This window comes from Undibacterium sp. YM2, assembly GCF_009937975.1.
Lineage (GTDB): Bacteria > Pseudomonadota > Gammaproteobacteria > Burkholderiales > Burkholderiaceae_D > Undibacterium.
In genome coordinates, this window is record NZ_AP018441.1 from 4,370,774 (window position 1) to 4,394,398 (window position 23,625).

Consider the following 23,625-nt stretch of genomic DNA (forward strand, 5'->3'; position numbering starts at 1 on the left):
TTTCAATCAAACAAATCCAGATTAGTCGGCACCACTATCTGCGGCTTCTTAGGCTTGATAATCTTCGCGACTTTCTCCACCGGCGGCTTGGGAAAGAAATCAGCAAACATGCGATCAGCCGGATAAGGCCGCAAGAAGGCGCGGGCGAATTCCGGGTCGCGGCAGGATAGCCAGTCATCAAAATCTTCTGGCGGCACGATGACGAGGGAGCGTTTTTCTTCGCCGGGTTTGTGGAAGCGGCTCATCAGCGGATGCTCGTCGGCATTGATGGTGATTTGCGTAAAAGAATAACTGACGCTGCCATCTTCCTGCGGCCATTCCTTGTACAGGCCTGCCACGGCAAAGTCAGGTTCTTCGATGAGCCCTATGCGCCAGCGTTCGGCTGCGCCGCTTTCATAATTGGGTTCAAAGAAGTGTTGCATGGGCACCAGGCAGAGTTTGCCGCTGTGCCAGGATGGCGCATAGCTGCGCAGCGATCCCAGCGTCTCTGCCCTGGCATTCATGGTCGAAAATCGTTTGACACCGGGCTGCATCTTTGACTTGGGTATCATGCTGTAAGCACCTAACAGGGCTTGCCGCCTGCCCTGCTCATCATGCCTGATGATGGGGGCATCGTAGTCTTGCCAGACTTCAACATTCCAGTCGTACATGCTCCTGCCGTGGACTTTGAAATACTCCATCAGCTCTGGGCGCGTGGGGGTGTAGTTGATGCACATGGATAATAGCTTGTTACACTCGTTGGATTTCGTCGTTGCTCGCATTTTCTCACATCTGCCATGGTAAAAATGCCGCCCGATTACCGCTGCTTAAAACTTGCGCAGCCGACCCTTGTCTGGTTATAGTCCTGCTTCCATCTTATTCAAATAACAAAATCAGGAGACCAGGATATGCCCGCAACCATCGAAGCTGTGCACGCATCAACAAGATCAGTAAGCTGCCTGTACAGGCTGGCCTTGCTTTCAGCTCTGTTTGCCTTGCCTTATGCCAGCGTACAGGCCCAGGTACAATTCAGCATGACGGCCAGCAACCCTGCCTTGTCAGGCGAGCCTCTGGGTATCAGCCTCAAGGGCTTGCAGCCCGGGCAAACCGTGCAGCTCTTTGCCGAGCGCCGTTTTGCACCGAATGCCCCCATCTTCATGTCCAGTGCAGAAATGCAGGCCGATGCACAGGGCAATATCGCCCTGGCCACTACCGAGTCCAAGGCTGGCAGCTACACTGGCGTGGATGCGGCAGGCCTGTTCTGGTCAATGCAAACCAGCAACAAGGTCGATACCGCATGGCAAGCCGCAGAAACCCGGCTGACCGCACTGGCGGGCCAGCAGCAGCTCGCGCAAATGACATTCGCCCTCCGCAGCACGATCACGCCAGTCAAGACCGAGGCCATTGCCGGGCACACGGGTGCAAAGATTTACCTGCCTGCCACCAGCGTCAATGCCAATGGCAAGCCACCTGTCGTCATCATCCTCGGCGGCTCTGAAGGTGGTGACTCTGCCGGGCGGCGCTTTGGCCTCAAGCTGGCGGCGCGCGGCTTTGCCGCTGTGAGCTACCCCTACTATTCACCGAATACGCCGCGCGGGCAAGAAGTGCCCGGCTTGCCCAAAGACTTTATCGACATCCCCATCGATGGCCTGGATGCGCTGTACAAAACCCTGGCAGCACGCAATGACATAGACAGCACCCAGGTCGCCCTGATGGGTGGCTCAAAAGGTGCAGAGATGGCCTTGCTGTCTGCCAGCCTGCTGCCCTGGGTAAAAGCCGTGGTCGCCATCGCCCCGAGTGACCTGGTATGGGAAGGCTTTGCCATGGAAAGGATGCTGGAAGCTGGCCGCTATGGCAGCTTTAGCTACCAGGGCAAGACCCTGCCCTACACGCCCAATGCCGGTCTCGACAAGGCCTTTGCCACTACCCAACCGGTGCTGGCCCACATCTACATCGAAGGCCGCAAAGCCTACCCAGAACGCGCCAAAGCTGCCCGCATCGCGGTAGAAAATTTCAAAGGCAAACTCTTGCTGATCGCAGGCGGCGACGACCAGATGTGGCCTTCGCTGGACATGGCCAACAACATCGTCAACAGCCGCAAGGCAGCAGGGCTGGAAACAGAATTGCTCGCCTTCCCTAAAGCCGGGCACCTGGTCGGCGGTGATGGCTACAGCCCGAATGATTACTACACCCCATTTGCCATGGGTGGCAATGCCAGAGAAGATGGCCATGCGCAGACTGTCGCCTGGCCGGCGACCATGGGGTTTTTGAAGAAGGCTTTGCAGAGCAAAAAATGACGGTGATCCCGCGACAGGCCAAAAGAAGTTGTTGAGGCTGCCGCCAATTTGTTTATGATGAAGGCTTTTGCAAGCTGCCCTCATCTTCACATCACCAATTTTTCCCATGCATTCCAGTCTGAAAGTTTTACTTGCTCTGCTTATTCTGATGGCTGGTATTTTGCTGTTGGACCGCCAGCTTCCAGCCACAGAAATGATGACAACGATCATCAGCAGCGAAGCAGACAACATGCGTTATAACCTGCCTCTTAGTGGCGGTGACGAGACCAGTTGCAAGCCACGAAATACAGATACGCTGCCACTACCTGCCCAGACCCTGGCGGTGATACAACACACTGCCCTATTCGGAATTTGCCTTAACGTAAAACCAGTCCCCAAAGCTGTACTGGCCTGCCGTGACGAGCAGGTGGAAAAAATTTACCAGCAGGCGCTGGAATTTGAACAACAATTGAAACTCGTGCAAGCGCATGATTACTATGAAGCCGTGTGCAACGCGCGCGGTTCAAAGATTAACAATTCAGACAACAGCAATTCACAAAGTGGCAAAAAAGATCCCTGCGAGACTAGCCAGAGACTTTATACAAAAACGCAAAAAACCTACGATGCTGTCATCGCCGCCCTGGAAAATGTGAAATCAGGAACCGGGCAATATCCAGACAAGCTTGACAGCATACGGGGTGACCTGTCACCCGTCATGCAAGAGCTGGCACAAGATTTTGTCTATTGCAAAAAAACCAGACCCGGCGACAGAACTGCCCCATGCTCTGATGGTGGCGAATCTTTTTCCGATCACGAAATTACTGTTGACACTGGCCTGCACAGGGCCAGGCCAGCACTTGAACAAAAACTGGCGATACCGCAGTTTTTGCATTGCGTGGCTGCTGGTACAAGCAAACAATGAGCGATGCCAGTCAATTACATCCAAATCACAATGGCATGTTCTGGAAGAAAGCACAAAAACTTCTTGCTGAATCACACGCTACAATACTCCCTAATCTCGCTGCCCATCGCCGCACATCTTAAGCGTTGAACTTTTCGCCGCAACACCCCTGAATCTCGTTTTCATACCAGAAAGAAAATCATGTCTTCACCTCAAGAATTAATACTTCATATAGCGGCAGATGTAGAAATATCTGACATTGAAGATATCTTGCACATCAAGTTTGAGCCCGTGGATAATTATTACGATTTTATTGCTACTGTAGTTATCGGACAAATGATGGTGAATTTAAGAGAGCCATTCTGGAAATCATACAAGACGAGCTGTGGCGTGCCATTTAAGTTCAGGATTGAATTTGAATGTGAAAATTCGTTGGTGCGCTCGCGGGAAATCCTGATGATGCAATTATGCAAGGAACTTCATGCAAAATTTGGAGGGCATTATGTCGCATCCCGTGATGACGCTCCTATAGAATTCTGGACAGATGATAAAGGCTTCATCATCAATGAGGCCGAGCGGGCATACTACGATATGTTTCCCCATCATTTCACGAGCAGCAATTTTATCAATGCCCTGACTTGCGTTGGTAAAAATGACTAATACAATTCTTGAATTGCATACAACTGCGATACTTCCCTCACATCGCATCTGGTCTCTTTTCGGTGATGTTGATTGGCACGACAAATCTGACACAGAAGATATTTCATGTGACGCTGCCTTTGGCCCCATTCAAATCAAGATCAGAAAACCAGAATGGAAAGCATATCGTCCTCATGCTGAACTGATTTGGAATACAGCAATCTCTTTCCTTTGCGAAAAATCATGGAATGATGTCCGCATGATCCACGCTTTGGAACAGTGCTCTAATTTATACGAGCTTATCGGAGGGTATTATCTGGTCAAAGAAGATCATGGCGATCTGGGGTTCATCGTCAAAGAAAATAAACTTATCCTGCCAGAGCAATATAGAGATTATTTTTCTAAATTCCCCATAGCATTTGATCACATAACTTATGGCGCACCGCCGCAGTTTTCGCATTCGTAAGCGGTGCATCATATATTCCCTACATGGATACGACCAGAGATTCATCGTATCCATGGGGACTGGAAAAATGTAGCGCCAGAAAATTCTATCATTAGCTAGCGCATTTCATTACTTCACTCAAGGCAGCGGCGTCAACAAAAATGCCCGCTGCACGCCATTGATCTTGCCTGTACCGGCCAGTTGGCCTGCATCGTTGATGCGCAGAGTGTAATAGTCGACGTCGGCGAGGCCGCTTGCCAGGCTGCTGACATCAGCAATCACACCATTACTGTACAAGAAGGCGCGGCTTACTTTGTTAGTATCACTATTGAGCGTGTAATAACCGATCACCTGGCCCTTGCTATTAATGGCGCGCGCATAACTACTACCTGCAGCATCTGCGGGCATACCCAGATTCAGCATGCTGCCTGCGCTATACAAAAAGGCACGGTTGTCACCACCGGCAATGCTGGACGTGCCTGCGACCTGCCCCTGGTCATTGATGCTATTAGCTATACTACTGTTCCCCCCCAGAGTACCAAGGTCAAAAAACTGACGGCCATCATACAAAAAAGCATGCGCAGCCTGACCATTGTTTGACATGCCTACGATCATGCCAGAAGAGTTGATCGCCATTGGCACACAACTGCCCGTGGCTGACAAGGAGCCTATATCTGTCAATCCGCCGCCATAAGACAAGCCGCAGCGTGTTTTCCCCTTCGCATTGCTGGCGCTGGCAACAATAGCACCAGCATTATTGATTGCCACTGCCCTGCTAAAGCGGCCACCCAGGGTACCGAGATCTACCAGCCCGGCTGTGGTAGCGACGAAGGCGTGCTCGTTATAATTGGAAAAGACACCAAAGCCTACGACCTGACCATTATCATTGATGCCGTTGACATCGATGTAGCCACCACCAAAGCCACCTAGCGGTATCGTGTTGTTGCCGCTGAAGATGCCAAGCTCTATGCGCAAGCTATCGGCGCTGGTAATCCGCCCTGCCGCAAGGCCATTTTTGTTGGCGGCTTGCACAACACCAGTAGTATTACCTATGGATGCGAGCTGACCATTCTGGCTCAGGAAGGGATAAGGCAAGCCATCTGCACGCGCAGATGCACCACCCACCCTGCCATCTGCAGTCAAGGCCAACCCATTGCTTGTACCTGATTCAAAGGCACCAAGATCAGTCAATTGCCAGCCTGCTGCGAAGCAGGAGCCACTCATGACCAGCAGCGCACTAAAACCGCCGAGATATTTTTTAAGATTGAATTTTTTCATGAAGTCTGGTGTCAATCCGGCCCATAGACCGGAGCGGCATTGTGCATCTGCAGAGACAGCACAATCTGGTGGAAGCCTGCACACCCCTGTTTTATCCACCGTTCAATAGAGCTTGCGAGCATGCGCAAGCGGCCCTGCCTGATGCCGGAAAGCCCGTTCATGACATCAGCGCATGGGTGAAACGATACCGATCGAAGTGGGGTGATGCAAGTGGGAAAAGAATATGCAGGGAGTAGTAATTGCGCAGAATCTACCGGGATTAATGAGACTCAGACTAAGAATTCATCGCGCCTCATCATCCCATATTAAAATCATTCCCACATTGTTTGGACTGGAATACATCAGACTTACGCTGAGAGTGCAGACTGACCTCGCCAGCTTATCCAATAAGGACAACAATATCACTCCTAGTCTTTAACATTCTCACCGTCTCAACTGACAAGATGTTCAATCTTTGGAGAGTATGCTGCTTTGCCCGAGTCGATAAATTATCCAGCTGTTCAATGCAATCGCAAAGCGTATTCAATTCGCCAACGAACAAGTTTATGTTTTCATGCTGGATACTGACAAAGATACCCCAGTCATCTATCAGTGACAAATTGTGGGCTTTTGCAATCGGAAAAATCACTTCACGAAACCATGACTCGGTACAAACAGGAACATTGAACAATCGCTCTTGATCGTTCAGCGGTGTCTCCACGGTTGCCGTTACACTCATCATTAGTCTCTTGGTTGTTGACGATAAATTATTTTAAAAATGTAAGCAGGACATCAGGTGAGCGCAGTCTACGCCATTCCAGCTTTCGGCCCGATTTTAGGAGTGCAGGCAATGAGTCTAAGTTTAGCCTAACGACGCACCTGGATGCGAACACAGCCCGGCAATAATGGCGGATCAAACAAACTTACGTTCAGATCACTTTCTTCGCTGCCAGCATGAGTAAGCCTGTACGTTTCAGGGTCATAAGCATACACCAGGGAATCACGGCGGCTCACGCCTATTCTTATTAAATTCCCCAACGACCAGACCTTGATATTGCCGGAGTCGGACTTACCATCGCGTGAAAATTTCACATCCAGAACAGGGCCATCGACCTGTGATTCGTCAAAAATCGAGGCAAACGGCCAACAGTTAATTACTTCACGAAAATCTGATTCCCCTGCAAGATCCTGTGCCCTGACCCAGCCCTGCGGGGAGATGTCATTGAGGCCGTCTGACTTGATGCCCACATACACCCATTGACTCTTCGCAGTCTTGCTCAGCTTCCAGTTGATGCGGACAATTTGCCCAATTGCCAGACGAGAAGAGACCTCCGCCATCTCGTCTGGTTTGGTGCGAACGGCAGCCCCACTGATCCGGCTTACGAATAGAGCGCAAGCCAGGTCATTAGTACGGGAAGTGCAGGCAGATAAAAACGTTCCGGCATAGGCAGGTGTGTAGAACACTGAACCAATCACGCACCCAATCAAGATTCTGGCGGTCAGGTGCATGATTAAATATGTTCTCATAGGTCAATTTTCTAAAATGATGATCTTGAATAGTGCATATCTTAGGCGATCGCTCACTATGCCTGAAACGCAAAATTAATTTGCCCCGTCAAAGTCCCGCTACCTACGGTTGGCACATACACCGCCTGTATCGCAAACCCCACCAGCGCCGCATTGGATGTGATGGTGGTGGATGTCCCTGTAGCCTCTGTAGTGGCATTACCACTCATGGTGATCGTGCCGGGGCTGAATGAGATTATCGTCGTGTCTGGGCTTATGCCTGTGCCTGTGAGCACTTGTCCTGGGGTCAGGTCACTGGTACTGCTGACGCTGGAGATCTGGTTGTTGCCACTGGTGACGATGCCGGTAAAACTCAGCACATTGGCGGGAATGTCAAAGGGCGTGACATTGGTGGCGCTGCTGACGCTGGAGGCTGCGACGCTGGCGACCACGTTTTGCGATGAGTCTATGAGGTTCAGCGCCAGTGTGCCAGCGACTGTTGCGACTGGCAGCACAGTGGTGACGCTGACAGTGGTACCAACCGGGAATTGCGGCGGGTTCAGACTGACTGCAAAATCACCGCTGGGGCCTGTGAGTTGCACGGTCTGGGTGGCAACGGCAGGCTGGTAATTGCTGTCGCCGGAATAGACCGCGGTGACGGTATAGCTATGGGTATAGGCCCCATCAGGCAAGGCGGGAACAGTAAAGCTGGCGGCTGCAGCCTGGCCATTTGCCAGTGCTACACTGGTCTGGCTGCTGGTGTTGCTCATGACACAGCCATCGACAAAATAACTGACGCTGCCAGTTGGAGTCGCACCACTACCAGCAACGCTGGCTGCGAGTTGCAGGCTGCCACCTTGCGTGCCGCTGGCGGGGCGATCAGCGTCACGGTCGGCATGGGTGTGCTGCCCCAGGTGCTGAGGGTGATACTGACATTGCCGACACTGCTTTGCTGGATATTGGTGCTGCTGCCAAACTTGTCGTCGTATGGAAAAGCATAAGCCAGGCCGCTCTCGGTCAGGCCAGCCTGGTGCCAGTATTTAACCCAGTAGTTGAAGGGCTGGCTATCTGGATACCAGGTGCTGCTATCGCCCCAGGTCGAAGGGTCATTGAGAATGATGCCACGGTTGAATGCGGCAGAAATCGAATTCTCCAGATCACCCTGCACCGCCAGTGCCGCACCGCTCAGGCCACGCAGGGTATTGTCCGCAAACACGGCGTCGCAGGCGAAGATCATTTGCGAGGCAGATTCCTTGGCCATGGCAGCGCTAATCCATGCAGGTGGCGCAGCGACAGGGAAAACCGGGGTGTAGTCAGCCAGCACATTTTGGGTAGAGAACGGGTAGTAAATCGTATAGATATTGCTGTCGGTGCCACTGGCGTCAGCGAGTGAAAGTGCATAGCTGCCATCAGTCTGCAAAGTCACGCTGCCGCTATAAGTCAGTGACTGACCAAAGGCTGAGGATTGCAGACTAAAAATCTTGCCGCCGCCATTTGCAGGCACACCAGGGCTTGATGTGGCGGGGCTGGTGAAGTATTGCAAGAAAAAGTTATCGACCTGCGCATTGAAATAATTGTTCAGCGCATCGCTGGCGGACACATTGGGGTTCTCGCAAATGTCCTTGGGCGAAACGATACGCATGGGCGCGGCACTCAGGCATTCCATGAAAGGGCTGGCATAGGTCTTGTTGCTTTGCTCCTTGATGAAGGTCGCAAAATTACTCATGTCGCTGCCATTGAAAATATCATCGCGTACACCAAGCACGCCGACAGGCCCGGCCATCACTGCCGTTAAAGCTGCGCCAGTGGCGGTGGCGGTAGCTGGCAGGTTCAGTGTCATGCTCGTGGGGTTGGCACCCACAGGCACGCTGACCACTGCGCTTCCAGGAGCCATGACGCTCCCAGTCACAGGTACGCCCTGGCCCAGGCCAGTTGTCGCCGTTAGCGCCGTGACCTCGGTGCTGCCTGCGATGGTGTCTCCCGTGAAGCTGACGTTATAAGTCTGCGTTGCCGCAGCATCCTTGAAGAACTGTAATTGCATGGGCAGGCCAAAGGCATCGACCTGTGAGGTATCAATATCGACGTTGATGCTGCCGTCCGCATTCGAGGCCACGGTAAATTCGAGAAAATCATAAAACGTGCCAGTGCTCGGGTCTTGCGCACTGGCCGGGCTGGGTGACGAGACTGAGGCAGGTGTGGATGTGACCGACACCTGGGCTTGCGTGGGCGCACCGACAGAAATCAAAATGCGCCCCGAATATTGCTGGTTGTTGTTGCCGTTTGCGTCCCCCGTATAAGTCGGTGCAGGCAGGCTCAGGCTATTGCCCCATTGCGTGAGGGTGTAGCTCGGCAGGATAACGCCATCTGGCGAATTGGGCCCTGGCGGTGGCAAATCAGCCACGGCAGTCGGCACTACCTGCGTCTGCCCTGCCGCTGGCGGCACCAGATAATAATTGGCACCCTGCGCCGGGGTCTGGTTGTTGCCGGGATTGATGATAAGGCTGCCATACACCGTCACCCAGACATTGTCATTATTGGCGGGCGAATTATTGGTGATCGTGACGGGGACGGTTGATTGAATGGGGAAGGAAGACATGAGGAAACGCTCCTAGAATGTAGTGACATCGTAGAAAAGGCAGGCGGCAAGCCCACCACGGCTGACGCAATATCCTTGCCTATTCTACATGATCAAAACACAAACAAAGCACCTGCCCACCACGGTGGTTGAAGTAGTCAGGGCAGATTTGTGCCAGCACTCATTCTGGCATCTCCTGCTGGGGCCCTGATCATGCCAGGCATTCTTCGCTCCCAGTATCTGTAAACTTTTTGTAATAAAAGAATCAATATTTTTCTTGCAAATCTGGCAAAATCACTCTGAACATTAAACATCATTTTCATTCTCTTCATGTGCAGGCTGTGTGCGTTATTTCGTCCTGCTTTTTTTGGACAGTTTTTGTCAACTAACCTGACAAATATCACATGCAATGACCAACATCTGGGTGACCATCGTAGATGCCAGAATTTTTGCGGCCCCTTAACTGATTATTGTGTTACCAATTCTCTGTTGGACATCTGCCCATCGACACGCGCAGGCAAGCATCAAAGTGGGATGTTTTCCAAAGACTGAATAGTTATGTCAACACGCTGACAAAAATTGAGATGCCCAGCGTCTGATTTTTTGTCATTGCAGATGCATCGCGGCTCCCGTTTTTACAGTTTTTTGGCGCGCTTTTTTAGTGTTCACCACCTGCTGACCACCAGCTTGCAAGCAGCATGCTGGTTGAGCAAGGTTGCCAGCCTGCGGGCAACAAATCCGTATTCGCGGCAGCTTGATGCATTGAAAATGTCTTCCGCAACATCACCGGTCTGCCATGCAGTGCTGGTAAGCTGGCAGTGTTGCCGCCTGCCCCTGAGTTGGCAAGCATGGAGGGGGCGCATATTCACCCGGGGTTTCATCATCACCCCGGGTGACGTGGCCAGGTTTCGCGCTCAACACTACTGATAAGAAATAGAGCATGGAAGACAGGCTCATCAAGCTTCCTCAGACAATGATATAACCCGTCCTCTTGAAACGAATACTGCCGTCCTGGTATCTGGCAAACGCCATCCACTCGACATAACCAAAGCCGCGAACCATGGAAGCATGGAAGCACTGTGCGGGCTTGTTAAAAGGCCAGAGACGATCCCACACATCCAGGCACTGCTCTGCTTTTACCTCATGCACTGCAGCTACATGTAATTTGGCTGAATCGTCCGGGTTACGATCATACTTATCCCATGGCAAACCCGCCTTGCGCAACAGCGCGATACCGCTGAGTTCGGCCAGGTTCTTGATCTCCATGGAAGCTTCCAGTGTGGTATCAGGGTAGATTTCTGTCCAATGTTGCCCAGGGTAGAACTTTTCACGATAATCCACTACTGGACACTGCCCCTTACTGTCAATGCGCGCTGCGTATTTTCTGACTTCGCTATCAAGAAAATTCCAGGCCCGGTTCTCCCAATTGATACTCATTATGTCTAGCACACAGGCCTTGCCTGGTATGACAACAACCGGCTTACTGACAAATACTTCTCGCCTGGTAAGACAACGTACCAGATGCTTGCCATCCTTGAGCCTCGCGGCTGACTGCGCCATATCACTGGCACTGAGCACCTGCGCTACCGGCGCTACATCGCAAGAAAAATAAGGGATCTCATGCAGGGTGACGGGGATCATTATTTGCTCCGAAATAAATTCCACATGCTGGACGTACGTGCGGGGTAATCACGATAATTGTCCACCAGTATCTTATAGTCTCTTTTCGTTGGCCGGGTCGAACGGATAAAGTCCGTGGCATAGGACATGACACCAGGCCGGTTTTGTATGTCACGATAATTGAATACATCATGACCACGACCCAATGCATGCAGGAATTCGTGTTCCGTCACAGTGAAGTTACGACCGCGCGGGAGATACATCGTCATATCATCACCGTTCCAATATCCACCTGTATTTTTGGTTAGCCTGGGGTTTGTCGCAACTTTTTTCGCGAACGCATCATCGTCCATCACATTCACATTAAATGCCACGGGCTCGTCTTTTTGTGCCAGATGGAAATCAATATTCATACCGTAACCATCATCCTTGCCATTGACCAAATTCAGTTGCCTGAGCACCAAATCGCAATCAGGGATTGTTCCCAGACAACTCAACGCAGCATTGGCAGAAAGCACATTATCAGCAACGCTCAAGTTTTACAAATTCCGCAACTGTGGAGCAAACCATTCACCTACCGTGCCACGATCAGGCTCAGGGCTATTAGAACTCATTTCATAAATATGAATGAGATGCGTTTTCCTCATAACACGGACCGGTAACACGTTTGTGGTTGTCAATAGTGGCACTATTTTCAATAAATCAATGTTGTCTGATACGTGTTATGAGGCAAACCCTTCGGGAACTGACGATTTGGGCGCATTGCTGTGTTGCGTCCTTTGCTAAGGCATGAGCCTTAGCTGCAGGCCACGCCTTGCACTGCATCCCAAATCGCCTTGTTCGCACTCATCCCTATTTATGAAATGAGTTCTAGTAATAGCGTGCGCCATACTGCCGCGAATTGTTCGCAAAAGTTCAGGTGGCACTTGAGAATAATACTTACTCCCTTTCCTGGAAAATTCCGCATAATCGACATCGGGCAAAAGCCTGGTATCAATGCCGAGCCGATTCTGAAACAACTGCCGTTGCATCCATGTTGCCTCCTGTTCACGAGTGAGGCCAGGTGGCGGCAGATCAAGTCTGGTATTGCGCCCTGGAGACACATCTGCAACCGTGTCCCGGTATCCGGTAGGAGAGACCTCACCCTGAGGCTGTTCACTGACACGCATCACAGGGGGTGTTGCCTGTTCATAGTCCCTGCCCCAGGAACTTGTTCCTGGCACCTCGCTACGCTGCCAGCTATTGAGGGCCAATCCTGGTTGGCTACTGGCGCGTAGCAACAAAGGATCATCAATCTCATCCACACTACCTGCCAATGCGAAATTATCCTGCTGTGGCCAGAAGTCAGCTTCCCTCCAGCCAGACAGACCGCCAGAGTGAGTCAGTGTCATATCGGTTTGTGGACCGGTAATACTACCTGACAGGACTTCCATATTGCCCTGCGCATCGTCCTGCTCATCATCTAAAACCGGGAAAAAATACGGCAAGCCATCCCTGCCTGTGTAAGTGCTTCTTATCATCTCACCCTCCTCTTATCTAAAAACGCAACAATGCTAGTGAACTGTAACAGTGAAAATCGGAGTGCCTGCCATGTGCGCGACGATCATGGCTGCGTTGCAAATACTCGCGATAGCCCCGCTATCGCTGTGCTCATTTGTTCCACCCTTGTCTTGCCCTGATGCGCCGGACACATGTCCTTCACTCTCGATTTCACTGTTACAGTCCACTAGTGCCTGATTTTTGTAAGTGTTCAACTGATTCTTCAAGACTGCCTGCAAATCAATATTCTTCTTCATCAAAATAAGTCTCTTCATGCTTCCATAAGGGACGCTCGTCCCAGTCGGTCAGATAATGTCGTTCGGGGCCAAAGAAAACGCTGACATGCATCACCTCATCAAGCTCCACTTGTTTATCCAGGACAAAATCGGCATAGCTACCGGCACCTTGAAACATCTGTACGGGGCTAGCTCCTTCTGCAAGGCGGGCATTCCAGGCCTGGTAAGCGGCAATTCTGGTGCAGGCAGATGTTTTAGGATAATCTTCCCATGCGTATTCAAAATATTCTTCGCACTGCTGCGGCGTAGCCGCGGTTTTTGATTTTGGTTTTATTTTTTTTATTGGTAGATTGTTTATTGGTTTATCGTTCCTGGTTACTGGTTCATGGTTATTGGTTGCGATCTGTGCAGTTTGCAATTCCGTCTCTGATCTTGTTTCTGATTTCAGAGGCGCAAGGTTTGCATGGGTAGCCCTGCCTTTGCTGCTTTGCTCAAATTCTTCATCTGCCTCTGCAGCCAAGCCTGCCCTGGCACCGCCCCAGCGCGCCTTGTTGGCAGATTTGGCACGGTCGGCTTTGGCCCGGTATAAGGCCAGCTCTTCTTCACAGCGACTATTGGTATGACCTGCATCTGAGATCACAAAGAAGTCAGACAAGACATCAGCCACTTCATGCACATATTCACGCATGCCTATCAAGCGTGCGACTTTTTCAGGCTCAACAGGCAGGGCAGCTTCGGTGGTGTAGTACAAATCCAGCATGCGGCGGTAGGCCAGGTCTTCCAGCAAGCTCAGGTGACGGGTGTGGGACGCATAATCGCCCAGGTGGAAGGGGTAAAAATTCATACGCTCCCTCCTCTGGCACTGGTGTTGTAGCCGCGAGATATAAGATAAATGGCCAGCCCTGCAAATGACCGGGCGTGACTGTACGCTTGAATCAGGATATTCAAAGAAAACCTCATGAACAAAAATAGTGATGCACAGGTCAGGAAAACCCGTGCGGAAAATGATATGTGTGCAAACTTAAAAACAACGCGAATTGATGTGTTGTCTGGCGCGTTGCGAGATGTGTTAAAACGTCGCGTTGCTGCGTAATTTGAATTCGTGCCTTGATTGCACGCAGTAATGTTGTGTAAAACGCTGTTCAGAAAATCAGGTAGTGACGCCTGCCTGATGGAGGATAAGCTTAAGATACACTTTCCCCGCAAGGATGCATGTTACACAAACTGCCAGCATCCTCCAAATTTTTATTAAGTCAGTTTAAAACCAAGAAAAGACTTAAAGAAAACCCTGAAAAAACATGGCCAAACGCCCGGAACCAAGCTTTTTTACCTCCGCCCCAGTACAATACTAGCTGGTTCATTTCCCACCATCGACAACATAATGCCGGTTAAATTTCAACCCCTGTTCTGCCTCGCCCTGGCGCTGCCTGCCATGTATAGCCAAAGCACACTGGCTTCTACAGAAAAACAGGCGACCGTTACCAGCACTCAGATTAAAAAGCAGTTATCTGCCACTGAAACAGAGGCCAATAACTTGCGCAAGCAGGCGGCAGAGAACCCCGACAAATACCTGCCCCAATTGATCACGGCCATCACCCGGCAGGGCACTATTTATCATAAGGAAAATCGCTACCAGGAGGCGCATACAGCCTATGAAGAGGCGCTGGAACTCTGTAACAAGGTAGAGGCAGGCAAAGCAGACACCTACCAGGCACACCTGTATATGCTGCTCAATAATCTGGCCTTGCTGTATCAGGCAGAAAAAAACTGGTCACAGACCAGGGTTTATTTTGAAAAAGCAGTTGCCGTCAGCCGCCTGCAGGTAGAAAAAAACCGTGATGCTTACTTGCCGCAATTGACTTCGACCCTGCATAGCCTGGCAGATCATGACAAAGAACAGACTCTGCGCCCGCAAGCGCTGGCGGCCTATAACGAAGTCATCGCCAACTATCGCGAGTTGGTAAAGAAAGATGCCTATACCTACACGCCAAGGCTGGCCAGCGCATTTTTTCATGCGGGCGTGGTTCAGTATCAGGAGAAAAAACTTCCTGAGGCGAGGCAGATGTTTGAAGAATCGATTGCGTCTTACCGTCTTGCGGTAGTAAAAGAAGAAAAATTCAAACCGGAATTGGCGCTCAGCCTGTTCAATCTTGGTGTCACCCATAAGGCCGACAACAAATACAATGCAGCACGGACCGCTTTTGATGAAGCCATCGCCATCTACCAGGCGGAAAAGCAAAAAAGCGCGCATACCCAGTACGCTTACGCCAATGCAGTCAGAAGCGTGGGGGATTTGAATGCTATCGAGAACAAGAGAGAGCAAGCGCAAACATCCTTCGAAGAAGCCATCAAAATCTACAGGCAAATCCCGGCCAGTTACGCCAGCGAGGCTCAGCCCTACTTTGCATCTTCGCTGCTTGAACTGGCAGGCATTTACAAACAGAAAAATCTTCGACCGCAAGCAATCACCGCCTTTGGCGAGGCTATCGGCCATTATCGCCAGCTAAGCCAGAAAGATGCGCTGACCTACACACCCAAACTGGCCAATGCGCTGCTTAATCTGGGTTTTGTTCTGCACATGGATAAAAAGTACGCTGAGGCCAAAACAGCCTATGAAGAATCAGTAAACTTTTACCGCCAGGCAGCAGCAAAAGAACCCATGTTCAATGCCAGGCTGGCGCTCGCCTTGAGTAATATTGCCCTCGTCAACATGCAAGAGAATAACAAGCCTGAAGCGCGCCAGGCTTTTGATGAATCCATTGCCCTTTATAAGGGAGATATAAAAAACAATCCGGCGTCCCTGCATGGCTATGCCGTGACACTGGAGGGCTTGGCTGAACTCAACAAGAAAGAAAACAAGCTGGCGCTGGCGCAGGCAGCTTATGAAGAAGCCGTCCGCGTTTATAAGCAAGAGCTAGCGACAGAGCCTGCACAGGCCTTGCCAGCATTAACGACGGCGCTCATCAGTCTTGGTGACTTGTACCGGCAAATGAGGCTTTCTGACAAGGCAATTGGTGCCTACGGTGAGGTCGTCGCCAACTACCGGCAGTTAATCCAGAAAGATGCTGATACCTATACACCCAGGTTGGCGAGCGCCTATTTTTATCTGGGAGTGCTGCATTTCAACGAAGACAGATATTCAGAGGCAAGACAGGCATATCAGGAGTCTGTCAATTTTTACCGTACCGCGATAGGAAAAGAACCCCGGTTCAAGCCTGAACTTGCCCTGAGTATTTCCAATCTAGGCGTCAGCTACAAGAATGACAAGAAATTTACCGAAGCGCGGCTGGCGCTTGATGAGGCCATCGCCATCTACCGCGCAGAAAGCCAGAAGAGCGCCCATACCCTGTATGCCTATGGCGACACACTCAAAAACCTGGGCGATCTGAATGTTTTAGAAAAAAAACAGGCACAAGCGCAAACATCCTACGAAGAAGCCGCCACTATCTATCGCCAGGTACCAGCCAGCTATGCCGACCAGGCAAGGCCCAACTTTGCAGCAACACTCAACGAACTCGCAGATATCTACAAGCAGGCAGGGCAAAGCGACAAGGCGCGGGTGATTTATGAAGAAGCCGTCGTTCAATGGCGCAAACTGGCCGTCAAAACACCAGAGTATTATCAAAGAAGACTGGCGGGTACGCAATTGTCACTCGGTCTGATTTATTACAATGAACGTAAAAATCAAGAGACACAGCAGGCGCTTGAAGAAGCCATCAGCATGTATGGCGCGCAGGTAGAAAAATATCCCGAGCTGACGCACAATCTTGCCGTCAGCTATTTAAACCTCGGCGATGCTGCGCTCGTCAACAAGCAAACCCAAAAAGCCTATACCGCCTATGGCGAAGCCCTGGCCCTTTACCGCAAACTGTTCAAGAAAGATAGTGACACTTATTTGCCACCACTGACCAATTTGCTGGCCACCATGGCAGAGATAGACCTGACGCAAAAACGCAATAAAGAAGCTTACCCTGCGCTGGAAGAAGCGGCAGTCAATTACCGCAAGCTCTCGGCAAAGGATGCGGCCTCAGCGCAGCTGTATGCGAAAAAGCTTGCCAGCGTCTTGAGCCAGTTTGGCTACCTGAATCTGACTAACAAGCCACAACTGGCCGAAGCACTATACACTGAAGCCCTGGCTATCTATCGCCCGCTTGCCGCCAGAGAACCGCTTTACCTGCATGATCTTACGTCGGTACAAGTCAGGCTGGCCATGGGCTTCAACAATCAGAGAAAGACGGTCCTGGCACGCCCCCTGATGGAAGAAGCTATCGTCAATTATCGCAAACTGGTACAGCAAAAACCGGAATTAACGGATGAACTGATCTTTACGCTGTCACAACTGGGCGAGCTCAATCTGAAAGAATTTCACATCGATGATGCCCGCAAGATGTACGCAGAAATACTCGCACTTTGCCGCCAGCAAATTGACAAAAACCCGGCTACTGAAAAGCGCAAACTGGCATGGGTACTTGCCAGACTGGGCACGTTCAACATCATCGGCAGAGACCTGATACAGGCCCGCATTTTCCTGAATGAAGCAATCAGTATCTATCGCCTGGATTACGCACAACGCAGCGATACTGCCAACGAATTTGCGATGGCCCTGTATGGCCTGGGTTTGCTCAACGAGGCAGATAACAGAGCCTCAGCAGCAATCAAAGCTTTTAGTGAAGCCAGCACCCTGCTGCAGGAGCAAAAGCAATTAAGCCCTGCACAGCAAGCTGAACTGGCCAAAATACTCCACAGCCTGGCGACCGTAGAGTTGACCGAAAAGCGTCTCAAAGATGCACAGGAACATATCAATGCAGCGCTGGCTGTCCGCAGGCAATTGACAAAGAATGACACTGAAGCTGAGCAGCAAGACCTGATCGACGATCTTGCCCTGCTCTCCAGCATTCATATGCTCAATAGGGATTTGCCCAGGGTCAGGCAAGTCTATGCAGAAATCACACAGCTTGCCGAACGCACAGGGTCGCTGCCACCGAAAATCCAGGCACGCGTCGATGTCATCAAACTCTTTATCAAAAATACCAAGGGCTTATAAGCATTTTACTTCGCGCCATGATCAGGTTCACAGCACGCCTGCCTGGGCGTGCTGGCCTGACAAAGGTCTGACCATCCACGCAAGCATGCCGGGCCTGGCTGCTGAAACCCATTTTGGTGCAGAGGGTCTATATGATCAGCGCCCAGGCGCCGACACATGCCCCACTTCATAGGCCTGCACTTGATTCTGCAAACCTGCAGCTTGCGCGGCAAAGGCATCACGCCATAAAGTAAAGCGCACCAGTGTCCATGCATTTGGATCAAAAGCCACCAGCGTTGCCAGCACACCGGCTTGCTGGCTGATGTTTTTTGCGGCGGCAGTTTCAAGCTCGCGCAAAGCACCGAGATCTGTGTAAGCCGCAATCTGACTGATCTCGCGCGTAGCAAATGTCGCGCTACGCACCTGCGCATCCACATGACTATGCCACACCGACCACTGACTGACCGCAGGCCAGCCAAAAGCTTGCGAGACCGCCTTGAAGCCATCGCCGCAGATGAAATTATTCAAACCTTCATTGTCATGCCAGAGGTAAAAAGGCGCATAGGCATTATGGCTGGACGTCGTTGGCTCCAGGCCTTTGCTCGCATGCAGATAGGCCTTGAAAGCCAGGCCGGGGAAGTTATCCAGCATATGCCCCTTGCTGGCAATGCGCTGACGCACGATGTCCATGTCGTAGTCGGCAGGCAGGGTGAAGTTGTATTGCATGGCGATCATGTTGGGTGTCCTTTTGAAATTGGTTTGATGAGAAATTTTTTCTTGCAGCTTGCAATTGTCGTAGGTTGGGCTACGCCTCATCAGCCCAACACTCGGCGTTTCAATGACGTATACGTTTGCTTAGGCTCAGTGTTGGGCTGGTAAAGCGTAGCCCAACCTACGAAACTGTGTCTCTGTGCCTCTGTGTTGAGAGGTCTTGAAGTTGCTCCGGTTTAAGCGGCCCAACCTGCGTCATTGCAAAACCTCACTCATACCGCGCCACCCCGTCATACATCACACCGCCACTAAACGACCAGTCCTCCGCTGCGGTAGTATTGATAATGACCAGCACATCCTCAGCCCTGATACCTGGCGACAATCCCAGCAACTCCGCCAGCCTTCGGTAAAACGCCGCCTTGGTAGCAGCACTGCGCTGGCGGCCAGCGGTGATCTGTATCAACACAAAATCATCCGACCTTGGCTTGCCCTGGTGACTAAGGTAATTACGGTCAAACACCAGTTCATTCACTTCATGCTGATGGATGATCTGGAAGCGGTCCTTGAGTGGCACTTCATATGCTTCCACCAGTGCCTGATGCAAAGCATCCGACAAGGCTTGCAGGTATTCAGGTGATTTACCCTTCAACAGGGATACACGGCTCATGGGCATGGTTTACTCCTTTGATTTTGCTGGGGTTTGATTGGCAGACAATTAGCAGACAATTGGCGCAGCACGGTAACAGCCGATGCCGCCGTTGGCCAACCAGCATAAAACGCAAGGTGGGTGATGACCTCGACCAGTTCTGCATTGGTGATGCCGTTGTCCAGCGCCCGCTGCATGTGAAAAGGCAATTGCTCACTGCGGTTCAGCGCGATCAGGGTGGCAACGGTAATCAGGCTGCGTTCACGCGCGGCCAAACCCGGCCTTTGCCAGATGTCATCGAATAAAACAGTGTCGGTCAGCTCGGCAAACTTTGGGGCGATGTCGCCCATGAGTTCGCGGGCGATGGTGCTGGGGATTTGCATGGTGCGACTCCAAAAGCGTTATTGACAAGTACAAGATACCCGACTATCTTCATCCATAAAATCAGATAATTTCAAACCCATCATTCCAAAAATTGGGATGGACAAAAAATAAACAAAAGGAGCAAGCCAGTGAGCAAGATCACCTTTGACCTAGATGTCTTGCGCACCTTTGTGACTGGTATAGAGCTGGGCAGCTTTGCCAAGGCGGCAGACAGGCTGGGCCGCTCCACCTCTGCGGTCAGTGCCCAGCTCAAGAAACTCGAAGACCAGGTCGGCAGCCCCATCCTGCGCAAGTCAGGGCGTGGCATGCTGCCCACGGCAGCGGGCGAAACCCTGCTGGCCTATGGCCGCCGCCTGCTTGAACTCAATGACGAAGCCGCTGCTGCCGTGCGTGGGGTTGATCTCGAAGGCTGGATCAGGCTGGGCATACCTGAAGACTTTGGCGAGCGCATACTCACCGACGTGCTGGGCCGCTTCGCCCGCGCCCACCCCAGGGTGAGGATAGAAGCCAAAATCGCCCGCAACGCCACCCTGCTTGACCTCATCACCGGCGGCCAGCTTGATCTGGCGCTGACCTGGGATGGCGGCATCAGCACCCCGCACAGCGAACACCTGCGTAACTTTGCCATGCACTGGATAGGCGCGGCAGACCCGCAACTGCAAGCCAGCTATGCCGGTGATGAACCCCTGCCCCTGGTCGCATTTGAAGCCCCCTGCCTCATGCGCAGCTGCGCCACCAGCGCGCTTGATCATGCCAACATCCCCTGGCGCTTGTCCTTCACCAGCCCCAGTCTTTCTGGCATCTGGGCCGCCGTCGCCGCAGGTCTGGGCCTGACCGTGCGCACCGCCGCTGGCCTGCCCAAACACTTGCGCATTATCGACAGCCCTGCCTTGCCCACCTTGCCCATGCTGGGCCTGAGCCTGCACCGCCTTGAGGCTGAGCCTGACATGGCCGTGCAAAGGCTGCGTGAGATTATGGTGGAGACGCTGATGGAGGAAGAAATGGGGCAGCAGCTCAGGGCGGCGTGAAGGCCGTACCGGGCTGAACGCCAGCTATTGCAGCACTGCTCCATGACGCAACACCGCAGTTTATGAATTCAATCAACTTTCAAATCTATAGCACCATGCGCACAGCAATTGAACTCGTCACATTGATACGATCCGCCTGGGAAAATGCGACGCCACCTGAGCCCGGCAATATCTCCCAGCCTACTTACGACGACGAAGGCGTGGCCGGCTACTTTACCGGCAAATCATGGCAAGGCCACAATGCGGCACAACTGCGGCGTCTGACTCATGCGCTCACATTTTTTACCGATGAGGCATTTGCCTACTATCTGTCATCCTACATGATTGCCGACATCGAAGAGCCTGAGGTATCGGATGTCAATGTTGAGGGAATGCTGTACAGACTCGATCGCTATCAGGCCCAATCTATTGTTACCATGCTCAACGCCAAGCAGAGAAACGCATTACGCTCTTATATCGTATTTGTTAAAGCAAGGGAGCTGGGCATGCTCAGCAGGGAATGTTCAACCATTCTGAGCTTTCTGGATGAAGCGGATAAACATGATTAGCTTGCGATCCGATATCGCTTCGTTTTGAGTTTATCGTTTTTGAAAAGAGCTTGCTCGACATACCAGGAAGATTTTTGGCCTCAATCAAGAATTTGATAAATTCCGTTTTCAAATTCAGATATGATGTACGTTTTACATCTTTCCTCATCTGCCCATGCCTGCTCTCAAACTGCGCCCAGTCTCTGCCTTGATACTTGCCTCCGGCCTTTTGCTGGCTGCAGCCAGCCAGGCACAATTGCCAGCGAGCTATACCCTCGAGGACAAAAGACTCTTGTGGGAAGAAGCAGTTTCTTATGCCGATGGCATACAATATAACTACGACCTGCTGCGTTTTGACAACCAGGACGCGGCCAATACTTGCGAAAAATATTCTGCTACCTGCGTCAATGTCAAAACCAGGGGCAGGGAAAATTTCCGGCTACCTTTACCCAGCGTTCCTTTATATCTCAAAGAGACGGTGAGTAATATGCTGCTCACCCCTGTCAGCAAGCCACTGCTTGACCCTGCCAGTAATACCTGGGTCCTGGTCGTCATGAACACCACAAAATCAAGCGAGTTCCCCAAAAATGTTGACCCGCAAAACTGGCTTGACCAGTATGCCCTGACAACCCTGCCAGCTTTGAACGATGTCAAAAATGACCCACAACTGGCTACACGACGCGAGCTGGGCCGCATTCTCAATCAAGCATCGCTGACAGCAGCCTTGACTGCAGATAAAGTCAACAGCCGCAATATCAATACCCGGCTGGCCGATGGTTCTACCCTATTGCGCAGGGCCATCATGATGAGAGACAGCGAAATGACAGACACTCTGCTCAAGAACGGTGCCCGTGCAGACGTATGCACGCCCAGATGCCCCTTGAACAGCGCGATTCACACGGCAGACCTCAATCTGATCAAGAAACTGCTTGATGCCGGTGCCAACCCCAATGGTGGCACAAGTGACTACCGCCCCCTGTCCCTCGCAACACTGCTCGCCAACAAAAATGTCATCGGGCTCTTGCTGGACAAGGGTGCCAATCTCTTGTTGCCACAACCAGAAATCGCATTTGGCAGCGTCATTGAAAAAAACTTGTTGCAATACGCCCTTCCCGGCAACCCTGAATTTGCCAACTGGTTGCAAACAAAAATAGAGCAGGCGCTGGAAAAGTCTGGCAACTACAAATGGGCAGCCTGGATAGAGCAAAACGGCCAGAGGACAAAACTCACAGACAATGCCGTCATCACGCTCAAAAAAGCACCGTTCAAGATTGCCATGCAGATCAACCCCGAACACTCATTCAGGTTGATTTGCGCTGAAGACAAGAGCCTGTTTGAACATGCCAAAGACATCCACTTCAGGACTGACACCCTTAGCCCGTTCAAGGTTGGCGCGTCAGGCGACGATAGCAAATATCTCAGCTGTGGCAAGATCGTCATGGAAAAGGGCAAGTGGACATTTGACGGCGCGACCAAAGAACTGAGCTATACCGAAAATGTCGATGAAAAGACTGGCACGCAGCGCATAAAGGGGCCGAAAGGCATGGAATACAGCTACAACGTCACTGAATTTCTTGACGACGATAACGCAGTCCCGCTGGCCCAGTACAATGGCAAAGACCTCGCCATGATCATAGGCACCGTGCCCAGATCAGGCATGGGCGCAGACTACTTCCGCCCGGCCAGCTTTACGATCAAGTTTCAGTGATGTGGATTACCTGCCCTTGCAAGCAACTCAGGGCCGGTGATCCCAAGTGACCCATGTAAGGCTCTCGCGCGCAGAGCACTCCCGGTTTGCGCTGCGCCTGCGGGACATGTACTATCTCTTTTGGATAAAAGAGCAGGCAAACCGGATTCATTTCAAAAATTCATCCTCAGGAGGCAATATGAAACGTGTTGTTGGCATAGGCGGTGTGTTTTTCAAGGCAAAAGACCCGCAAGCATTAAGCGCCTGGTACCGTGATCATCTCGGTTTTGAACTCAGCCCCTGGGGCGGTGCCGTATTCAAGGCCAATGGCGACAGCACGGAAAAAACCGCCTGGTCATTGTTCCCGGCAGATTCCACCTACTTCGCCCCCAGCACCCAGCCCTTCATGATCAACTACCGCGTCGATGACCTGCACGCCCTGCTCGCCGCCTTGCGAGCAGAAGGCTGCGACGTCGATGCCAAGGTCGATGAATCAGAATACGGCAAGTTCGGCTGGGTCATGGACCCTGAGGGTAACCGCGTGGAGTTGTGGGAACCGCCAAAAAGTTAATGCTGCAGGACCCGGTCTCTATCTTGCCAACGGCAAACCCTGCACATAGGCGCATTCATTAGGGTGCGCCGTGCG

General features: G+C 51.7%; 25 protein-coding genes. 10 read left to right on the plus strand and 15 right to left on the minus strand.

Going from position 1 to position 23,625, the window contains the following annotated elements; genetic code table 11:
* Window positions 1–2 precede the first annotated feature (2 nt).
* Window positions 3–716, minus strand: a complete 714-nt coding sequence (locus UNDYM_RS19745; RefSeq protein WP_162042577.1) for an SOS response-associated peptidase — start codon at window positions 714–716, stop codon at window positions 3–5.
* 171 nt (window positions 717–887) lie between these two features.
* On the opposite strand from UNDYM_RS19745, the gene UNDYM_RS19750 reads away from it, so the two are divergent.
* The 4 genes from UNDYM_RS19750 to UNDYM_RS19765 all read left to right on the plus strand — a co-directional run bounded on the left by UNDYM_RS19750 (window position 888) and on the right by UNDYM_RS19765 (window position 4,261).
* Window positions 888–2,276, plus strand: coding sequence for an acyl-CoA thioesterase/bile acid-CoA:amino acid N-acyltransferase family protein (locus UNDYM_RS19750; protein ID WP_162042578.1), 1,389 nt, complete (start codon window positions 888–890; stop codon window positions 2,274–2,276).
* Between the two features lie 193 nt (window positions 2,277–2,469).
* A complete protein-coding gene (locus UNDYM_RS19755) occupies window positions 2,470–3,177 on the plus strand; it encodes a hypothetical protein (protein ID WP_162042579.1) in 708 nt (235 codons plus the stop codon).
* 180 nt (window positions 3,178–3,357) lie between these two features.
* A complete protein-coding gene (locus UNDYM_RS19760; protein ID WP_162042580.1) occupies window positions 3,358–3,816 on the plus strand; it encodes a hypothetical protein in 459 nt (152 codons plus the stop codon).
* A complete protein-coding gene (locus UNDYM_RS19765; RefSeq protein ID WP_162042581.1) occupies window positions 3,809–4,261 on the plus strand; it encodes a hypothetical protein in 453 nt (150 codons plus the stop codon). The genes UNDYM_RS19760 and UNDYM_RS19765 overlap by 8 nt, the downstream gene beginning before the upstream one ends.
* A gap of 117 nt (window positions 4,262–4,378) precedes the next feature.
* Here the strand turns inward: UNDYM_RS19765 and UNDYM_RS19770 are convergent, their stop codons facing one another.
* The 11 genes from UNDYM_RS19770 to UNDYM_RS19820 all read right to left on the minus strand — a co-directional run bounded on the left by UNDYM_RS19770 (window position 4,379) and on the right by UNDYM_RS19820 (window position 13,817).
* Complete coding sequence (locus tag UNDYM_RS19770) at window positions 4,379–5,518, minus strand: hypothetical protein (protein WP_162042582.1); 1,140 nt, start codon at window positions 5,516–5,518, stop codon at window positions 4,379–4,381.
* Window positions 5,519–5,897: 379 nt separating this feature from the next.
* Entirely contained in the window at window positions 5,898–6,236 is a 339-nt protein-coding gene (locus UNDYM_RS19775; protein WP_162042583.1) for a hypothetical protein, read from the minus strand.
* 128 nt (window positions 6,237–6,364) lie between these two features.
* Window positions 6,365–7,024 (minus strand): hypothetical protein, encoded by a 660-nt coding sequence (locus tag UNDYM_RS19780; RefSeq protein WP_162042584.1) that lies wholly within the window; start codon window positions 7,022–7,024, stop codon window positions 6,365–6,367.
* A 56-nt stretch (window positions 7,025–7,080) separates the two neighbouring features.
* Window positions 7,081–7,851: an Ig-like domain repeat protein gene (locus tag UNDYM_RS19785; protein ID WP_232064208.1), complete on the minus strand. Its 771-nt coding sequence runs from the start codon at window positions 7,849–7,851 to the stop codon at window positions 7,081–7,083.
* Window positions 7,770–9,599 carry a beta-1,3-glucanase family protein gene (locus UNDYM_RS19790; protein WP_162042585.1) on the minus strand — a complete coding sequence of 610 codons (1,830 nt, stop codon included), beginning with the start codon at window positions 9,597–9,599 and terminating at the stop codon, window positions 7,770–7,772. Before UNDYM_RS19790 ends, UNDYM_RS19785 begins: the two co-directional genes overlap by 82 nt.
* Window positions 9,600–10,361: 762 nt before the next feature.
* Window positions 10,362–10,535: a hypothetical protein gene (locus tag UNDYM_RS19795; protein ID WP_162042586.1), complete on the minus strand. Its 174-nt coding sequence runs from the start codon at window positions 10,533–10,535 to the stop codon at window positions 10,362–10,364.
* 9 nt (window positions 10,536–10,544) lie between these two features.
* A complete protein-coding gene (locus UNDYM_RS19800) occupies window positions 10,545–11,219 on the minus strand; it encodes a hypothetical protein (protein WP_162042587.1) in 675 nt (224 codons plus the stop codon).
* Window positions 11,219–11,734: a hypothetical protein gene (locus UNDYM_RS19805; RefSeq protein WP_162042588.1), complete on the minus strand. Its 516-nt coding sequence runs from the start codon at window positions 11,732–11,734 to the stop codon at window positions 11,219–11,221. The genes UNDYM_RS19800 and UNDYM_RS19805 overlap by 1 nt, the downstream gene beginning before the upstream one ends.
* A 246-nt stretch (window positions 11,735–11,980) precedes the next feature.
* A complete protein-coding gene (locus UNDYM_RS19810) occupies window positions 11,981–12,718 on the minus strand; it encodes a hypothetical protein (RefSeq protein WP_162042589.1) in 738 nt (245 codons plus the stop codon).
* Between the two features lie 33 nt (window positions 12,719–12,751).
* Window positions 12,752–12,994 carry a hypothetical protein gene (locus UNDYM_RS19815; protein WP_162042590.1) on the minus strand — a complete coding sequence of 81 codons (243 nt, stop codon included), beginning with the start codon at window positions 12,992–12,994 and terminating at the stop codon, window positions 12,752–12,754.
* Window positions 12,978–13,817, minus strand: coding sequence for a YdaU family protein (locus UNDYM_RS19820; RefSeq protein ID WP_162042591.1), 840 nt, complete (start codon window positions 13,815–13,817; stop codon window positions 12,978–12,980). The genes UNDYM_RS19815 and UNDYM_RS19820 overlap by 17 nt, the downstream gene beginning before the upstream one ends.
* 114 nt (window positions 13,818–13,931) lie before the next feature.
* Here UNDYM_RS19820 and UNDYM_RS31140 point away from each other — a divergent pair, with 114 nt between their 5' ends.
* Complete coding sequence (locus UNDYM_RS31140; RefSeq protein WP_255456494.1) at window positions 13,932–14,066, plus strand: hypothetical protein; 135 nt, start codon at window positions 13,932–13,934, stop codon at window positions 14,064–14,066.
* A 288-nt stretch (window positions 14,067–14,354) separates the two neighbouring features.
* Complete coding sequence (locus tag UNDYM_RS19825; RefSeq protein WP_162042592.1) at window positions 14,355–18,017, plus strand: tetratricopeptide repeat protein; 3,663 nt, start codon at window positions 14,355–14,357, stop codon at window positions 18,015–18,017.
* A gap of 135 nt (window positions 18,018–18,152) precedes the next feature.
* On the opposite strand, the gene UNDYM_RS19830 is transcribed toward UNDYM_RS19825, so the two are convergent.
* From UNDYM_RS19830 to UNDYM_RS19840, 3 genes are all read right to left on the minus strand, one after another.
* Window positions 18,153–18,731, minus strand: a complete 579-nt coding sequence (locus UNDYM_RS19830) for a DUF4865 family protein (RefSeq protein ID WP_162042593.1) — start codon at window positions 18,729–18,731, stop codon at window positions 18,153–18,155.
* A 244-nt stretch (window positions 18,732–18,975) separates the two neighbouring features.
* Complete coding sequence (locus UNDYM_RS19835; protein WP_162042594.1) at window positions 18,976–19,380, minus strand: tautomerase family protein; 405 nt, start codon at window positions 19,378–19,380, stop codon at window positions 18,976–18,978.
* Window positions 19,371–19,736, minus strand: a complete 366-nt coding sequence (locus UNDYM_RS19840) for a carboxymuconolactone decarboxylase family protein (protein WP_162042595.1) — start codon at window positions 19,734–19,736, stop codon at window positions 19,371–19,373. Before UNDYM_RS19840 ends, UNDYM_RS19835 begins: the two co-directional genes overlap by 10 nt.
* 129 nt (window positions 19,737–19,865) lie before the next feature.
* Between UNDYM_RS19840 and UNDYM_RS19845 the strand changes: the two genes are divergently transcribed.
* The 4 genes from UNDYM_RS19845 to UNDYM_RS19860 all read left to right on the plus strand — a co-directional run bounded on the left by UNDYM_RS19845 (window position 19,866) and on the right by UNDYM_RS19860 (window position 23,550).
* Window positions 19,866–20,765: a LysR substrate-binding domain-containing protein gene (locus UNDYM_RS19845; protein ID WP_162042596.1), complete on the plus strand. Its 900-nt coding sequence runs from the start codon at window positions 19,866–19,868 to the stop codon at window positions 20,763–20,765.
* A gap of 95 nt (window positions 20,766–20,860) precedes the next feature.
* On the plus strand, window positions 20,861–21,313 hold the full coding sequence (locus UNDYM_RS19850) for a DUF6714 family protein (RefSeq protein WP_162042597.1): 453 nt from the start codon (window positions 20,861–20,863) through the stop codon (window positions 21,311–21,313).
* A gap of 154 nt (window positions 21,314–21,467) precedes the next feature.
* The gene (locus UNDYM_RS19855) at window positions 21,468–23,000 is read left to right on the plus strand and encodes an ankyrin repeat domain-containing protein (RefSeq protein ID WP_162042598.1); all 1,533 of its coding nucleotides are present in this window, start codon (window positions 21,468–21,470) and stop codon (window positions 22,998–23,000) included.
* A 178-nt stretch (window positions 23,001–23,178) separates the two neighbouring features.
* The gene (locus UNDYM_RS19860; RefSeq protein ID WP_162042599.1) at window positions 23,179–23,550 is read left to right on the plus strand and encodes a VOC family protein; all 372 of its coding nucleotides are present in this window, start codon (window positions 23,179–23,181) and stop codon (window positions 23,548–23,550) included.
* Window positions 23,551–23,625: the final 75 nt, after the last annotated feature.

Excerpts from the sequence above, each read along its gene's own strand:
- UNDYM_RS19860 (WP_162042599.1), top strand. The coding sequence starts at position 23,179 with ATGAAACGTGTTGTTGGCATAGGCGGTGTGTTTTTCAAGGCAAAAGAC.
- UNDYM_RS19755 (WP_162042579.1), top strand. The coding sequence starts at position 2,470 with ATGATGACAACGATCATCAGCAGCGAAGCAGACAACATGCGTTATAAC.
- UNDYM_RS31140 (WP_255456494.1), top strand. The coding sequence starts at position 13,932 with ATGAACAAAAATAGTGATGCACAGGTCAGGAAAACCCGTGCGGAAAAT.
- UNDYM_RS19765 (WP_162042581.1), top strand. The coding sequence starts at position 3,809 with ATGACTAATACAATTCTTGAATTGCATACAACTGCGATACTTCCCTCA.
- UNDYM_RS19775 (WP_162042583.1), bottom strand. The coding sequence starts at position 6,236 with ATGAGTGTAACGGCAACCGTGGAGACACCGCTGAACGATCAAGAGCGA.
- UNDYM_RS19830 (WP_162042593.1), bottom strand. The coding sequence starts at position 18,731 with ATGATCGCCATGCAATACAACTTCACCCTGCCTGCCGACTACGACATG.
- UNDYM_RS19750 (WP_162042578.1), top strand. The coding sequence starts at position 888 with ATGCCCGCAACCATCGAAGCTGTGCACGCATCAACAAGATCAGTAAGC.
- UNDYM_RS19800 (WP_162042587.1), bottom strand. The coding sequence starts at position 11,219 with ATGATCCCCGTCACCCTGCATGAGATCCCTTATTTTTCTTGCGATGTA.
- UNDYM_RS19760 (WP_162042580.1), top strand. The coding sequence starts at position 3,358 with ATGTCTTCACCTCAAGAATTAATACTTCATATAGCGGCAGATGTAGAA.
- UNDYM_RS19840 (WP_162042595.1), bottom strand. The coding sequence starts at position 19,736 with ATGCAAATCCCCAGCACCATCGCCCGCGAACTCATGGGCGACATCGCC.
- UNDYM_RS19790 (WP_162042585.1), bottom strand. The coding sequence starts at position 9,599 with ATGTCTTCCTTCCCCATTCAATCAACCGTCCCCGTCACGATCACCAAT.
- UNDYM_RS19850 (WP_162042597.1), top strand. The coding sequence starts at position 20,861 with ATGCGCACAGCAATTGAACTCGTCACATTGATACGATCCGCCTGGGAA.
- UNDYM_RS19795 (WP_162042586.1), bottom strand. The coding sequence starts at position 10,535 with ATGAGCCTGTCTTCCATGCTCTATTTCTTATCAGTAGTGTTGAGCGCG.
- UNDYM_RS19855 (WP_162042598.1), top strand. The coding sequence starts at position 21,468 with ATGCCTGCTCTCAAACTGCGCCCAGTCTCTGCCTTGATACTTGCCTCC.
- UNDYM_RS19835 (WP_162042594.1), bottom strand. The coding sequence starts at position 19,380 with ATGCCCATGAGCCGTGTATCCCTGTTGAAGGGTAAATCACCTGAATAC.
- UNDYM_RS19770 (WP_162042582.1), bottom strand. The coding sequence starts at position 5,518 with ATGAAAAAATTCAATCTTAAAAAATATCTCGGCGGTTTTAGTGCGCTG.
- UNDYM_RS19810 (WP_162042589.1), bottom strand. The coding sequence starts at position 12,718 with ATGATAAGAAGCACTTACACAGGCAGGGATGGCTTGCCGTATTTTTTC.
- UNDYM_RS19825 (WP_162042592.1), top strand. The coding sequence starts at position 14,355 with ATGCCGGTTAAATTTCAACCCCTGTTCTGCCTCGCCCTGGCGCTGCCT.
- UNDYM_RS19780 (WP_162042584.1), bottom strand. The coding sequence starts at position 7,024 with ATGAGAACATATTTAATCATGCACCTGACCGCCAGAATCTTGATTGGG.
- UNDYM_RS19745 (WP_162042577.1), bottom strand. The coding sequence starts at position 716 with ATGTGCATCAACTACACCCCCACGCGCCCAGAGCTGATGGAGTATTTC.
- UNDYM_RS19815 (WP_162042590.1), bottom strand. The coding sequence starts at position 12,994 with ATGAAGAAGAATATTGATTTGCAGGCAGTCTTGAAGAATCAGTTGAAC.
- UNDYM_RS19820 (WP_162042591.1), bottom strand. The coding sequence starts at position 13,817 with ATGAATTTTTACCCCTTCCACCTGGGCGATTATGCGTCCCACACCCGT.